This window comes from Cryobacterium sp. MLB-32 (genome assembly GCF_000738085.1).
Classification (GTDB): domain Bacteria; phylum Actinomycetota; class Actinomycetes; order Actinomycetales; family Microbacteriaceae; genus Cryobacterium.
This window is the reverse complement of sequence record NZ_JPRS01000190.1, coordinates 1-14,870: the sequence shown is the minus strand read 5'-3', so window position 1 is coordinate 14,870 and position 14,870 is coordinate 1. Positions and strand designations below refer to the sequence as shown.

General features: G+C 65.7%; 9 protein-coding genes and 4 pseudogenes. 2 read left to right on the top strand and 11 right to left on the bottom strand.

Annotated elements, in window-relative coordinates; genetic code table 11:
- From JF66_RS15480 to JF66_RS15445, 8 genes and pseudogenes are all read right to left on the bottom strand, one after another.
- Nucleotides 1-403, bottom strand: a 403-nt coding sequence (locus tag JF66_RS15480; RefSeq protein ID WP_304413062.1) for an ATP-binding cassette domain-containing protein, incomplete at its 3' end; no start/stop codon positions are given.
- 124 nt (nt 404-527) lie between these two features.
- A complete protein-coding gene (chvE, locus tag JF66_RS15475; protein ID WP_035879443.1) occupies nt 528-1,676 on the bottom strand; it encodes a multiple monosaccharide ABC transporter substrate-binding protein in 1,149 nt (382 codons plus the stop codon).
- Nucleotides 1,677-1,720: 44 nt separating this feature from the next.
- The gene (gene araA, locus JF66_RS15470) at nt 1,721-3,238 is read right to left on the bottom strand and encodes an L-arabinose isomerase (RefSeq protein ID WP_035879441.1); all 1,518 of its coding nucleotides are present in this window, start codon (nt 3,236-3,238) and stop codon (nt 1,721-1,723) included.
- Nucleotides 3,238-3,948 (bottom strand): L-ribulose-5-phosphate 4-epimerase, encoded by a 711-nt coding sequence (locus JF66_RS15465; protein WP_035879440.1) that lies wholly within the window; start codon nt 3,946-3,948, stop codon nt 3,238-3,240. The genes araA and JF66_RS15465 overlap by 1 nt, the downstream gene beginning before the upstream one ends.
- Nucleotides 3,945-5,611 (bottom strand): annotated as a pseudogene (gene araB / locus JF66_RS15460) (ribulokinase). Before araB ends, JF66_RS15465 begins: the two are co-directional and overlap by 4 nt.
- A gap of 426 nt (nt 5,612-6,037) precedes the next feature.
- Nucleotides 6,038-7,044 (bottom strand): annotated as a pseudogene (locus JF66_RS15455) (LacI family DNA-binding transcriptional regulator).
- Between the two features lie 352 nt (nt 7,045-7,396).
- Nucleotides 7,397-8,551 carry a cystathionine gamma-synthase gene (locus JF66_RS15450; protein ID WP_035879439.1) on the bottom strand — a complete coding sequence of 385 codons (1,155 nt, stop codon included), beginning with the start codon at nt 8,549-8,551 and terminating at the stop codon, nt 7,397-7,399.
- 55 nt (nt 8,552-8,606) lie between these two features.
- The gene (locus tag JF66_RS15445; protein WP_035879438.1) at nt 8,607-9,971 is read right to left on the bottom strand and encodes a cystathionine beta-synthase; all 1,365 of its coding nucleotides are present in this window, start codon (nt 9,969-9,971) and stop codon (nt 8,607-8,609) included.
- A gap of 260 nt (nt 9,972-10,231) precedes the next feature.
- Between JF66_RS15445 and JF66_RS15440 the strand changes: the two genes are divergently transcribed.
- A complete protein-coding gene (locus JF66_RS15440) occupies nt 10,232-10,900 on the top strand; it encodes a DUF3105 domain-containing protein (RefSeq protein ID WP_035879437.1) in 669 nt (222 codons plus the stop codon).
- Nucleotides 10,901-10,904: 4 nt separating this feature from the next.
- The gene (locus JF66_RS15435) at nt 10,905-11,579 is read left to right on the top strand and encodes a DUF305 domain-containing protein (protein WP_051973615.1); all 675 of its coding nucleotides are present in this window, start codon (nt 10,905-10,907) and stop codon (nt 11,577-11,579) included.
- Nucleotides 11,580-11,701: 122 nt separating this feature from the next.
- On the opposite strand, the gene JF66_RS15430 is transcribed toward JF66_RS15435, so the two are convergent.
- The 3 genes and pseudogenes from JF66_RS15430 to JF66_RS23110 all read right to left on the bottom strand — a co-directional run.
- On the bottom strand, nt 11,702-13,600 hold the full coding sequence (locus JF66_RS15430) for an ABC transporter ATP-binding protein (RefSeq protein WP_156109844.1): 1,899 nt from the start codon (nt 13,598-13,600) through the stop codon (nt 11,702-11,704).
- Between the two features lie 166 nt (nt 13,601-13,766).
- Nucleotides 13,767-14,740, bottom strand: a pseudogene (locus JF66_RS15425) (carbohydrate ABC transporter permease).
- Nucleotides 14,737-14,870: pseudogene (locus JF66_RS23110) on the bottom strand (sugar ABC transporter permease); the annotation flags it as partial. The pseudogenes JF66_RS15425 and JF66_RS23110, both read right to left, overlap by 4 nt.

The following is a 14,870-nucleotide window of genomic DNA, read 5'->3' as shown; positions in this document are numbered from 1 at the left end:
TGCGTGTGGTCGGCTTCTCGCGAAGGCCCACCCGGGCGAGCAGCTTTGCGGCCTCCAGGTTGGTCTTGTTCCAGTCGATCAGGCCGAGAGCATTGCGTTGCTCGTTGTTGAGGAAGATGTTCTCTGCAATAGAGAGGTACGGGCTGAGCGCGAGCTCCTGGTGGATGATCACGATGCCCTTGGCTTCGGAATCGCGGATGTCGCGGAATTCCACAACCTCGTCTTCGAAAACGATGTCGCCCGTGTAGGTGCCGTGGGGGTAGACACCACTGAGCACCTTCATGAGCGTGGATTTTCCGGCGCCGTTTTCCCCGCAAATGGCGTGGACGTCGCCGCGGGCGACGTTGAGCGAGACGTTGGCCAACGCTTTCACGCCGGGGAACGTCTTGGTGATGCTGCGCATCTCAAGGATGTTCGTGGTCACGGAGTACCTTCTTCAGGTGTCTGGGTCAAAACTGTGGAGGGGAGAATCCGCCGGCGAGGTTTCCCCCGCCGGCGGATTCACACTGCCGAAGCAGTGGGCGTGATTAGCCGTTGATCTCGGCTTCGGTCCAGTAGCCGGAGTCGATCAGGACGGACGGGATGTTGTCCTTCACGACGATCTGCGAGTCGAGCAGCATAGACGGAACAACGATCTTGCCGTTGTCATAGTCCGTGGAGTTGTTCGTCTCGGGGGTGCCTCCGTTGAGGACGGCGATGGCCATCTTCACGGCCACGGCGGCGAGCTGGCGGGTGTCCTTGAAGATGGTGGCGTACTGCTCACCGGAGTTGATCGCCTTCACGGAGTCGATTTCGGCGTCCTGGCCCGAGATGACCGGCCATGAAGCGTCCAGCGTGTACCCGGCACCCTGGAGGGCCGAGATGATGCCGCGCGAGATGCCGTCGTACGGAGAGAGAATGCCGTTGACCTTGCTGCCGTCGGAGTACGTCGACGTCAGAATGTTCTCCAGGCGGCTCTGTGCCTCCTCACCATCCCAGCGCAGGGTTGCAACGGTGTTGAAGTCGGTCTGGCCGCTCTTGACCACGAGCACGCCCGAGTCGATGAAGGGCTGCAGTTCCTGCATGGCGCCGTTGAAGAAGAACGTGGCGTTGTTGTCGTCGGGGCTGCCGGCGAAGAGCTCAACATTGAACGGTCCGGCGGGTGCGCCGGCGACGGCGGTGCCGTCGAGTTCGGTCAGGCCGAGTCCGTTCAGAACCGACCATGCCTGCTGCTGGCCCACCTTGAGGTTGTCGAACGACGCGTAGTAGTTCACGTTCTTGGTGTCGCGGATCAGGCGGTCGTAGGCGATGACGGGGATGTTGGCATCCGCGGCATCCTGCAACACGCTCGTGAGCGTGGTGCCGTCGATCGAGGCGACGATGAGAACTTCGGCGCCCTTGGTGATCATGTTCTCGATCTGGGATACCTGGGTGGGGATGTCGTCCTCGGCGTACTGCAGGTCAACCTTGAAGCCCTCGGCTTCGAGCTGGCTCTTGACGGCGTCGCCGTCAGCGATCCAACGCTCGGAGCTCTTGGTGGGCATGGCCACACCGATCAGTCCGCCGTCGCCGGCGCCTGACGAGGATGCGGGGGTGGTTCCGCTCGAGCAAGCGGCCAGGCCAATGATCATGGCACCGGCGGCGAGTCCGGCGAAGAGTGCTTTCTTCTTCACTGTGTTTCCTTCTGTTATCAACATTGATGGTGAAGCGGGGTGGTACAGCTGTGTCGTACGGAAATGCTTTACAGGCCTTGCGCCAATCGGTAGTAGGCCTGGTTCCAACGCACCTCACGCGTGAAATCACGCTGGGTGGTGGTCTTATCGATCACGAGAAGCTCAGTTCGGGCTATCTCGGCGAAATCGTGGAACACCTCGATGCCGACGGCGGTCGACATGACGGTGTGGTGTGCGGCGCCGGCAGTGAGCCAGGCGGCAGCTGAGGTGGCGAAGTCGGGTTCGGGGCGCCAGACGGCGCGTCCGACGGGCAGGTTCGGGAGTGCCGCCGTCGGCTCGACGACCTCGACCACGTTCGCCACCAGGCGGAAGCGGTCGCGCATGTCGCTCATCGCCACGACCACGGCCGGGCCGGGGTCGGCGTTGAAGACGAGTCGCACGGGGTCTTCGCGACCGCCGATACCGAGGGGGTGGATCTCGAGCGTCGGACGTTCGGTCGTGAGCGACGGGCTCACCTCGAGCATGTGGGCCCCGAGAATCAGCTCGGCGCCTGGCGTGAGGTCGTAGGTGTAGTCCTCCATCAGGCTCGCGCCGCCGGGAAGGCCGGACCCCATCACGTTGGCGACACGAACGAGAACGGAGGTCTTCCAGTCACCCTCAGCGCCGAAGCCGTAGCCCTGGGCCATGAGCCGCTGCACGGCGAGGCCGGGCAGCTGGCGCAGGGCGCCGAGGTCTTCGAAGCTCGTCGTGAACGCGGAGAAGTCGCCGGCCTCGAGGAAGCTCTTCAGGCCCAGTTCGATCGCCGCGCCGTAGCGCAGCGACTCGCGCCGCTCGCCGCCGGCCCGCAGCTCCGGAACGACGTCGTAGAGGTCGTCATACTCGGCGACGAGAACGTCGATGTCGGCATCCGTCGCGGAATGCACGGCTTCCGCGAGTTCGTTGACGGGCCAGGTGTTGACCTGCACGCCGAAACGCAGTTCGGCTTCGGTCTTGTCACCCTCGGTTACGGCGACGTAGCGCATGTTGTCGCCGAAACGGGCGAGCTTCATGCTGCGGCTCGCGGCCCAGCCGGCGGCCGCGCGGGTCCAGGAGCCGATGCTGCCGGACACGGCCGGGTTGGACACGTGGCCGACGACGGTCTTACGGGTCACACCGAGGCGGGTCTGGATGTAGCCGAACTCGCGGTCGCCGTGGGCGGCCTGGTTCAGGTTCATGAAGTCGAAGTCGATTTCGCCCCACGGCAGTTCCACGTTGGCCTGCGTGTGCAGGTGCAGCAGCGGCTTGGTGAGGGCGTCGAGGCCGGCGATCCACATTTTGGCCGGGGAGAACGTGTGCATCCAGGCGATCAGGCCGATGACCGTGTCATCGGAGTTGGCGTCGAGGGCGGCGCGGCGGATGGAGCCGGAGTCCTTCAGCACGGGCTTCCAGACGACCTTGACGGGCACGTCGGAGCTGGCGTCGAGGGCGCGGGCGATCTGCAGGGACTGCTCGGCCACCTGGCGGAGGGTTTCTTCGCCGTAGAGGTTCTGGCTGCCGGTGAGGAACCATACCTCGTAGTGGTCGAGGGTCGTGGTGAGAGGTGCCATTACTTGAGTGCTCCCTGCGGTGCTTGTCCGTAAACGTTCTGGTATCGGTCGAACAGGGAATCGATGGAGTCCTGCGGGATGGGAATGAGCGGGCCGCCGGCGCGGGCGAGCTGCACGGTGCGGGCCACGTCTTCCACCATGACGGCGGCCTTCACCGCGTCGCGGGCGTCTTTGCCGATCGTGAACGGGCCGTGATTGGCCATCAACACGGCCCGTGAGCGGTGACCGGTGAGGGTCTCCACGATGCCGCGGCCGATCGAGTCGTCACCGATGATGGCGAAGGGTCCTACCGGGATCGGTCCGCCGAATTCGTCGGCCATGGCCGTGATCACGCACGGGATGGCTTCATGACGGGCGGCCCAGGCGGTGGCGTAGGTGGAGTGCGTGTGCACGACTCCGCCGACATCCGGCATATTCCGGTAGACGTATGCGTGCGCGGCGGTGTCGCTCGACGGGGAACGGGAGGAGCCCGGCGTGCCGGGGATGACGTGTCCATCGAGGTCGCAGAGGATCATGTTCTCCGGCGCGAGGTCTGCGTAGTCGACGCCGCTGGGCTTGATCACGAACAGGTCCGCGCCCGGGACCCGGCCGGACACGTTGCCGCCGGTCCAGACCACGAGGCCGTTCCGAAACAGCTCGGCGTGCAGGCGGGTGATCTCGGCGCGCACGCGAGCGATCGCCACCTCGATTTGAGGGCCGTAGGTGCTCATGCGGACACCAGCTCAGCGCTATCCGAGACGGCCGCCGCGCGGCGCTTGAGCGCCTTCAGGCGGTGCATGACATCGTTCTCGCCGCGACCGAAGTAGTCGTGCAGCTGCGTGTACTCCTCGAACAGTTCGTCGTAGGCCACCGAGGATGCCTCGTTGGGCATATACACGTTCTTGTTGAGCTTGCCCATCTTCGCCCCGGCAGCGCGCACATCGGGGTAGCGCCCGCGGCGACAGCGGCGTGGATCGCGGCGCCCAGGGCTGGGCCCTGATCGCTCGCGATAGTGCTGATGGGCAGGCGCAAGATGTCGCTATAGGTCTGCATGAGGAACGCGTTCTTCAGCAGGCCGCCGGCCACGATGAATTCGGTCACCGGAACCCCGCTCGCGTTGAACGTCTCCACGATGGTGCGGGTGCCGAAGGCGGTCGCCTCCAGCAGCGCTCGGTAGATCTCTTCCGGGCGGGTGGTCAGGGTGGTGCCGATGACGAGCCCGGAGAGTTCGTGGTCGACGAGCACCGAGCGGTTGCCGCTGTGCCAGTCGAGGGCCACGAGCCCGTGGCCGCCTACGGGCTGGTCCTTGATCAGCTCGGTGAGGTGCTGGTGCACGCTGCGGCCGAGCACGCGGGCGTCCTCCACGTAGGCGGCGGGCACCTGGTTCTTGACGTACCACGCGAAGATGTCGCCCACACCGGACTGGCCGGCCTCGTAGCCATAGAGCCCGGAGATGATGCCGCCGTCGACGACGCCGCACATGCCCGGCACTTCGGCCAGCTGGTCAGAGTTCATCACGTGACAGGTGCTCGTGCCCATGATGGCCACCATCTGGCCGGGGTTCACGGCTTGGGCGGCAGGGGCGGTCACGTGGGCGTCCACGTTGCCCACGGCAACGTGAATGCCTGCGGTCAGCCCGGTCCAGGCCGCGGCCTCTGCCGAGAGCGTTCCGGCGGATGCGCCGAGCTGGCCGATCTCGTGCGCCACCTTGTCCAGGGCGAAACGGGAAAAGGCCGGGTTGAGCGCGCCGAGGAACGCCTCGCTCGGGTACTCGCCATCCTGCAGGATGCCCTTGTAGCCGGCGGTGCAGGCGTTGCGCACGTAGGTGCCGGTGAGCTGCCAGACGATCCAGTCGGCCGCTTCAACCCAATGGTCCATGCGGTTGTAGAGCTCGGCGTCTTCCTCGAGCAGCTGCAGTCCCTTGGCGAATTCCCACTCGCTGGAGATGAGTCCGCCGTAGCGTGGCAGCCAGCTCTCGTCCCGCTCGAAAGCGAAGTCGTTGATGCGGTCGGCCTGGGCCTGCGCCGCGTGGTGACGCCAGAGCTTCACGTACGCGTGCGGACGGCCCGCGTACTCGGGAAGTTCGTTGAGTGGCGTGCCATCGGCGAGCACGGGGACCATGGTGCACGCGGTGAAGTCGGTACCAATCCCAATGACGAGGGACGGATCGATGCCGGCCGTGGCGATGGCGGCTGGAACCGCGCTCTTCAACACGGCCACGTAGTCGGCGGGCACCTGCAGCGCCCACTCCGGCGGAAGCGCCTCGCCGGTTGCGGCCAGCGTGGTGTCCATCACGGCGTGCGGGTAGTCCAGAACGGCGGAACCGAGTTCGACACCGTCGGAGACACGCACGACGACGGCGCGGCCGGAGAGGGTTCCGTAGTCGACACCGATGACGTAGGCCTCACCGTCGACCGAAGCCGTGGGCTCGGCGTACGAGAACGCATCGGTTGTACTCACGGAATCGACTCCTATGTCAGGTCTGCGCGCGGAAAGTCCGCGAGTGTTTCTGGATATGCGACAGAGCAGCCGACGAATCGATCTGCATGTGCCAACCGAATGTGATCGGTCACATCGCTGTGTGCTCATGTTAGCTGCACGGGCACTCATCGTGTCAAGTGTGACTTTGTCTCATTTGAATAACGCCCGGAATCACGCGCGAGACTTCGCGCAAAGCGCCCCCTTGTCACGAACCGAGGTGCCCGCTCAGGCCCCGAAATGCGCACTGGTCGAGGCGCGACGACCCCCTCTGCTGGTCGAGGCGCGACGAAGGAGCGCTTGCACCGGCGAGTGGTCACGACCGCGCAGCGGAGCTGCCGATCAGAAAGCCGGGCCCGCGGTGGAGGCCCGAACGACCAGCTCCGGCATGATGGCACCCCGACTGTCCGGCGTTGTGCCGGCGATATTCGCCAGCAGAAGCGAGACACATCGCCGGCCGAGTTCGGCGAAGTCCTGGCGCACGGTGGTGAGGGGAGGCCAAAAGTGAGCCGCCTCCGGGATGTCATCGAAGCCCACGATGCTCACATCCCGGGGTACATCCAGCCCGGACTCCCGAATGGCATGCATCAGCCCAGCGCCATTTGGTCGTTCGACGAGAAGATTGCCGTGAAATCCCGCACCTGCAACAGCTCTCGGCCGGCGTGATAGCCGAATTCCGCGGTCCAATCCCCGAGGATCGGCGCGGTCGTCGGAACGTCCCTGGCCCCCATCTCTTCGAGGAAGCCCAGCATCCGTGCCTCGGCCTCAATCCAATCCTGCGGGCCGGCCAGGTGGTAAATGTCGCGATGGCCGAGGTCGATCAGGTGTCTGGTTGCGAGCCGGGCGCCGGCGATCTGGTCTACCGAGAGAGCATTCGGTGTCATGATCCCCGTCGACTGCAGCGTCACGAACGGTACATCGATCGACAGCAGCTTGAGGGCGTTGAACACCCGCACCTGCGGTGCGATCACCACGATCCCCTCGACCGACTGCGACATCAGGTGATCAACGGCCGCGGTGATCGAGCCGGGATCCCCGCGGTTGAGGTTCGCCGTGTTCACGAAGTACCCGGCATCCCGCGCCGCATCCTGAATGGCTGCAATGCTGCTCGCCGGGCCGTATTCGGCACTCGACGCGGAAAGTACGCCGATCGTGCGGGATCGACCCCGCGACAGGGCGCGTGCGGCGCGGTTGGGCCGGTACTGCAGCTCCTCGATGACCTCAAGAACACGGGCCTTGGTCGAATCACGGATGCTGGGGTGATCGTTGAGAACGCGAGAAACAGTCTGGTGCGAGACTCCGGCGAGGCGCGCGACATCGCGAATGCTCGGCGCCCGGCCGGTGGACATATCGTCAGTCACTGAACAACCCTGTTGGAGTGTGAACGGTCACAATTATGCCCGTGTGTACATTATGCAGTCCTCGCGCGGAATGTGACAGTCACATCGGGGGCAGGACCGGCGCATGGCGCCGGAAATGTGCACCAAAATCCTTCGATTCGGCACGCCCAGGGGTGCACCGACGACGACCCGAGCGCGCCCATCCGGCGGGGAGCCACCGCCGCCGCGGGAACTCCCCAGGGCGGAGGCGCGACCGGGCAGCCAACAGAGTCAGGAGTGCGACCGGGCACCCCAGAGGGCTAAAAGTGCGACCGGGCAGCCACAGCGGGTCAGGGGCGCGGCCGGCGCGCGCGACGAGGGGTTACGAACGCGGCAGGGCGCTCTCGAGGTCAGCGATCAGGTCGGCCACGTCTTCGATGCCCACGGACAGGCGCACCACGTTGTCGGGCACCTCGAGGTCTGTGCCGCGCACGGAGGCGTGGGTCATCTCGGCCGGATAGTTCACGAGGGATTCGACGCCACCCAGGGATTCCGCCAGCTGGAACAGGTGCATCGACTCGCAGAACGTGCGCGCCGCCTTCGCCCCGTCTTTGAACGACAGGGAGATCATGCCGCCGAAGCCGCTCATCTGCTGGGCGGCAAGCTCGTGACCGGGGTGGCTCGGCAGTCCTGGGTAGTAGACGGTCTCCACGGCGGGATGCGCCTGCAGGAACTCCGCGATGGCCTGCGCATTGGTGCAGTGGCGTTCCATGCGCACCGAGAGCGTCTTAATGCCGCGCACGGTAAGCCAGGCATCCAACGGGGCCGACACCGGACCGGCTGCGAACTGCACGAACTTGGTCTTCTCGAAGAGCTCGTCGTCGTTGATGACGAGCCCGCCCCCGACCACATCGGAGTGCCCTCCGAGGTACTTGGTGGTGGAGTGCACAACAACGTCGGCGCCATGGGCCAGCGGCTGCTGCAGGGCGGGCGACGCGAAGGTGTTGTCAACGACCACAATGGCGCCGGCGCGGTGCCCGATGTCGGCGAGCGCGGCGATGTTGCTGATCTTCATGAGCGGGTTGCTCGGCGTTTCGATCCAGAGGATCTTGGTCTCGCCCGGGATGATCGCCGCTTCGACGGCGCTGACATCGCTCATTTCGACGGTCGTGTTGCGCACACCCCAGGCGCCGTGCACCTTCTCGATCAGCCGGTGGGTGCCGCCATACACGTCGTTGCCGAGCACGACGTGGTCTCCGGGCTTCAGAACCGCGCGCAGCAGGGCGTCTTCCGCGGCCAGCCCGCTCGCGAACGACAGACCGTGCTTGCCACCCTCGAGGGCAGCGAGCAAAGTCTCGAGCGACGTGCGGGTGGGGTTGCCGCCGCGGCTGTACTCGTAGCCGCTGCGCAGGCCACCGATGCCGTCCTGCACGTAGGTGGAGGTCATGTACACCGGCGGAATGACGGCTCCCGTCGTGGGGTCGAACTCCTGCCCGGCATGGATGGCGACGGTGTTGAAATTCTGGTTCTTGGCCATGAGGTTCCTAACTGGTGATGACAAGGCGGGTCGTGACGAGGCTGGTGACTCGGAGTCAGATGCTCAGATACGTGAGCAGATCGTGGCGGGTGAGCACGCCGAGCGGTTTGCCGTCGCCGGTCACGAGCATCGCGTCGTGGTGCGCGAAGGCCGCCCGTGCGGTGGCGACCGGTTCGTTCACGCCGATGAGCGCGAGGGATTCGCCCACGAAGGAACCCACGCGATCGGTGAGTTTGGCCTCACCGGAGAAGACGAGTTCCATCAGCGCGCGCTCGTCGAGGGCGCCGAGAACCTCACCCATCACGACCGGCGGTTTGGCCGAGAGCACGAGCAACTGCGATACACCCCGGCTGGTCATCGTGGCGATCGCGTCGTGCACGGTGTCGCTCGGGTGCACGTACACGAAGGGGGGCAGCGTGCCCGACTTCGCTTCGAGCACGTTGGCAACAGTGTGGCCACTCGGCGCGTTCGTGAAGCCGTAGCTGCGCATCCACCCGTCGTTGAAGATCTTGCCGAGGTAGCCCCGACCGCCGTCGGGAAGGAGCACGACGACGGTGTCGTCGGCCGTGAGGGTTGCGGCGAGGCGCAGCGCCGCGACGACGGCCATTCCGCTGGATCCGCCCACCAGGATTCCCTCTTCGAGAGCGAGGCGGCGGGTCATCGCGAACGAGTCGGCGTCGGAAACGGCGATCACCTCGTGCACCACGGTGGGGTCGTAGGCGCCCGGCCAGAAGTCCTCCCCCACGCCCTCCACAAGATAGGGTCGGCCGGTGCCGCCCGAGTATACGGAGCCCTCCGGATCCGCGCCGATGATGCGCACGGTGTCGTGGGACACCTCGCGCAGGTAGCGGCCGGTGCCCGTGATGGTGCCTCCGGTGCCCACGCCGGCCACGAAGTGGGTGACCGTGCCGTCGGTGTCGCGCCAGATCTCGGGGCCGGTGGTCTCGTAGTGGCTGAGCGGGCCGTTCTCGTTGAAGTACTGGTTGGGCTTGAACGCGCCGGGGATCTCGCGGGCCAGCTGGTCGGACACGCTGTAGTACGACTCAGGGTCGTCGGGCGCGACGGATGTCGGTGTCACGACGATCTCGGCGCCGTAGGCCGTGAGCACATTGCGTTTGTCTTCGCCCACCTTGTCCGGCAGAACGAAGACACAGTTGTACCCGCGCTGTTGCGCGACGAGGGCCAACCCCACCCCGGTGTTGCCGGAGGTGGGCTCCACGATGGTGCCACCGGGCAGCAGGAGTCCGTCACGTTCGGCGGCGTCGATGATGCGCACCGCGATGCGGTCCTTGGCCGAGCCGCCCGGGTTGAGATACTCGAGCTTCACGAGCACGGTTGCGGTCACGTCGCCGATGACCTTGTGCAGCTTCACCAGCGGGGTGTCGCCGATGAGGTCGATGATGGTGTTTGCGATCTTCATGGAGTGTCCTTCAGAGGATGTCTCGGTGGAAATACACGGGCGAGCGGGCCTGCCGTGGAGTCGACAGATATCGATTCTGAGTGTCGGTGCGGGCAGGCACGAGCGTTCAGGGGGTCGGCTGGAAGCAGCGGCAACACGAACACGAGGTGAGCACAGGCACGCTTCCACCCTACCGGCCCGACTTGGGGTATACACAGGCGTTAGGCGGCGTGCACTGATACGTTCGAATAGATACTGCTCCACTATGAGAGGCCACCTCGATGCCCCAGCCCGGCTCGCCCGTGAACAAAGCCACCGTGAAGGAACAGCGCGTCGAACAGCGTGCGAAGAAGCTTGAGGTGTACCACCGCCAACAGAAGCGTGCCGCGCGCAACCGTCGTGTCGGCATTATCTCCGCCATTGTGGGCGCCGTGGCCGTCGTCGGCCTGGTCGTCACCATGGTCGTACTCACCCCGCAGGCACCCAACTACGCCGGCGGCGACGGGGCCGAGATCGACGGAGTGCTGACCTACGACAACGGCAACGGTCACGTTGAAACCAGCGTCGACTACGCCCAGACGCCTCCCGTCGGCGGCGAGCACAACCCCGCCTGGCTCAACTGCGGCGTGTATGACCAGCCCGTTCCGAGCGAGAACGCCGTGCATTCCCTCGAGCACGGCGCGATCTGGGTCACCTACGACCCGTCGATCAGCGCCACCGAGCTGGATGCCCTGAAGGCGCTCATGCCTGCGGACTACGTCGTGCTGTCCCCGTTCGAGGGCTCGCCGGCTCCGATCGTGCTGAGCGGCTGGAACGTTCAGCTGCAGGTCGACAACGCCGAGGATCCCCGCATCGCCCCGTTCTTCGAGCAGTATTGGAAGAGCGGCACCGCCCCCGAACTCGGAGCATCGTGCTCTGGCGCCATCGACGCGCCAGGCAAGGTCTCCTGACCCCATGGCTGAACGCGCGGATGCCGCGGAAGCCATGGCACACGTTCCCCGGAGGATTGGGCGCCTCGCGCTCATCGTGGCCATAGTCGTGACCGCACTGGTCGTCGGCATTTCCGCCTTCTCGGTGGGACGCCTCAGCACCCTCGGCGATCAGAAACCGCTCTCGACGAGCGCCGACGCCGGTTTCGCCCGCGACATGCAGGTGCACCACAATCAGGGCGTTCAGCTCGGCGTGCTCATTCGCGACCGCTCCATCGACGAGGACGTGCGCCTGCTCGCCTACGACATCGTCACCACCCAGGGCCAGCAGTCCGGCCAGATGTTCGGCTGGCTGAGCGTGTGGGGGCTGAGCCAGGCCTCACCCGAACCGTCGATGACCTGGATGACCCGGCCCGGCCGCACCGCGGATTCCCACGCGGGAATGCACGAACCCGGGCAACGGATGCCGGGTCTCGCGACGGACGCGGAGGTCGCGTCGCTCACCGCGGCATCCGGTATCGAAGCCGACCGCATCTTCCTGACGCTCATGATCAGACACCATCAGGGCGCGATCGAGATGGCCGACGCGGTGCTCGACCGCACGAGCACCTCGACCGTGCGCACCTTCGCGACGGCGGTCGTGGCGAGCCAACAGTCGGAGATCGACCTGATGACCGACATGCTGGCCGCCCGCAGCTGACCGCTCCGCCCACCCGCCCGCCCGCGGGGCGGGCGGCACTCCTCTGCCCGCCGGGCACTCGTCTGCACGAGTGCCCGCCGACCGAACGAGTGCCACCAGCACGCACGCGGCGGCGGATGCCGTCAGTCGACGGGCAGGGGTTGCGGCGACGCGGTGATCTGCCGGGAGTAGAGGCTCGCATACACACCGTCGAGGGCCAGCAGCTCGGCGTGCGTTCCGCGCTCGACGATGTGGCCGCCGTCCACGACGAAGATCACGTCGGCATCCACCACAGTGGACAGCCGGTGCGCGATGGCAATCGTCGTTCGACCGTGGCTTGCCGCGTCCAGGGCCTGCTGCACCACCTGCTCCGAGATTGAGTCCAGGGCGCTCGTGGCCTCGTCGAGGATGAGAACCGGCGGGTCCTTCAACAGCACCCGCGCGATGGCGATGCGTTGCTTTTCGCCGCCGGAGAGCCGGTAGCCGCGCTCCCCCACGACCGTGTCGTACTTCGCGGGGAAGGATGCGATCGTGTCGTGGATATTCGCGGCGCGGGCGGCGGACTCCAGTTCGGCATCCGTTGCCTCCGGTTTCGCGTAGCGCAGGTTTTCGGCGATGGTGGCGTGGAACAGGTACGTCTCCTGACTCACGATGCCGATGGCCGAGACGAGGGACTCCTGCGCGAGGTCACGCACGTCGATGCCGGAGAACCGCACGCTGCCGGCCGTGGCCTCATAGAAGCGGGGGATGAGGTACGAGACCGTGGTCTTTCCCGCGCCGGACGGCCCCACGAATGCCGCGAACTGCCCCGGCTCGATGCGGAAGGACACGTCGTCGAGGGTGGGGGTGGAGTCGGCGGCGGCATCCGGGTAGGCGAAGGTGACGCCGTCGAATTCAACGCGTCCGGCGGCATCGCCGTGTTCCGGAACGCGGCGCGCGTCGGGCTTGTCGGCGATGGCCGGCACGAAATCCAGGTACTCGAAGATGCGCGCGAACAGGGCGCTTGAGGTCTGCAGATCGAGAACGACGCGCAACAGGCCCATCAGCGGAAAGAGCAGACGCGCCTGCACGGTGGTGAAGGCCACGATCGTGCCCGGGGTGATGTCCGCACTGCCATTGCCCATCAGGTACCCCGCCACGAGATACACGATGGCCGGGATGCTCGAGAGGAAGATGCTGACCATCACGAAGAACCACTGACCGCTCATCGTCTGGCTCACCTGCAGGCGAATCTGGTTGCCGTTCTCCTTGTCGTAGCGCGCGATCTCGTTGGGTTGCTGGGTGAAGCTCTTGGCCAAGAGGATGCCCGAGACGCTCAGCGACTCCTGGGTGATCGCCGTCATGTCCGACAGCGACTCCTGGGTCTTCGTGGCAATGCGAGCACGCACCTGCCCGACCCGGCGCTGGGCGATCACGAGCACGGGCATCAGCACGAGGGCCACGATGGTGAGCTGCCAGTTGAGCAGAAGCATGGCGACGAAGGCGGCCAGTACGGTGACGAAATTGCCGAGCACACTCGACACGGTGTTGGTGAGCACGTTGGCAACGCCGCCCACGTCATTTTGCAGGCGGGACTGGATGACGCCGGTCTTCGTCTTCGTGAAGAAGTTGAGTTCCATCGACTGCAGGTGCGTGAACAGGCGCACCCGCAGGGCGCCCATCACCTTGTTGCCCACCGTGGAGGTGAGCCAGGTCTGCCACACGCCGAGCAGTGCCGAGGCGATGTAGATGGCCATCATCAGGCCAACCAGCGTGGCCAGAACGGGCAGATTGGGCGTGCCCCCGGGAGGAAAGAGGCCCTCATCGAATGCGCGCTGGGTCAAAAGCGGCGGTATCACGGAGAGGGCCGCCGCGATGAGAACCAGCACGACCGTGGCGCTGAGGGCCAGCCGGTGCGGCGCGAAGAGGGCGATGATTCGGGGCAACAGGTCGGGCACGCGAGGCGCCTCGGCATTGCGCGCGCGCTGACCGGCAACGTCGCCTCGCATGACGCGGGCGCGCTGCCCCTGGGGGCTCGGACCGTTACCGCCCGAACCATGCATAGAGCTCATGAACTCACTCTAGGCTCCGCCACGGCCGACGAACTCACGTCTGCGTTCGCCGGCCGCGAAAGCCCGCCGAACGGCCCGCATCCGTCGCCCTGACCCTCGCGAAAGCGGGCCACGGATGCGCGGTGGTCGCCCTCACGGGGGAGGAAATGAGCGGGCGCTACCCCTTCGTGGAACCGGCGAGCAGGCCGCGCACGAAGAAGCGCTGCAGGGAGAAGAACACGATGAGCGGAACCAGGATGGAGAGGAAGGCGCCAGCCGTGAGGAGGTGCCAGTCCTGGCCTCGGGCACCGGAGAGTTCCGCGAGCAGCTTGGTCATGGGAGCGACCGCACCGTCCGCGAAGATGAGCGCCACCAGCAGGTCGTTCCACACCCAGAGGAACTGGAAGATGGCGATCGAGGCGATCGCGGGCATGGTGAGCGGCAGCACGATACGGAAGAAGATCTGCCCGTGTCCGGCCCCGTCGACGCGCGCGGCTCGATCACCTCGCTCGGGATCTCGGCAATGAAGTTGTGCAGCAGGTAGATCGCGAGCGGCAGAGCGAACATGGTGTGGGCGATCCATACCTGCGTGTAGCCGCTGCCCTGCACGAGCGATTCGACGACGGGGAAACCGAACACCGTTCCGCCGGAGAAGAACTGCAGCAACGGCACTAGGGCCATCTGAATCGGAACGATCTGCAGCGCGAAAACCCCGATGAAAAGAATGTTCTTACCGCGGAAATCAACCCAGGCGAAGGCATATGCGGCCAGGCTTGCGATCATGAGTGGGATGAGCGTGGCCGGAAGGGTGATCGCGATGGAGTTGATGAACGACCCGGCCAGGTCGAGCTGGCTGTTTCCGGCGGCGAGTGCCTGGCCGTAGTTGTCCAGGGTGAGGCCGGGGTTCTGGAAGATGGTCCACCAGCCCGTGGTGCGCACCTCCTGCGCCGGACGGAACGAGGAAATGAACAGCCCGAAGGTTGGGATGGACCACAGCACCGCAATGACGAGTGCCGCGATAGTGGCGCCACGGCTGGTCAGACGCTTCTTGGTCTTGCGTGCCACCTGACTCTCGGCACGACGTTCTCCTCGACGCAGCTGGCGTGTGGTCTCGGCATCGAGCGGCATTTCTGCGGGTATGACGACGCTCATCGGATTTCCCTCTGCTTCTTGATTTGGCGGGCGTTGTAAACGACAATCGGCAGAACCAGAATGAACAGGATCAGGGCGAAGGCCGCTGAGCGGCCCTGTTCGAAGTTCTTGAACTGTGTGTACATCTCGT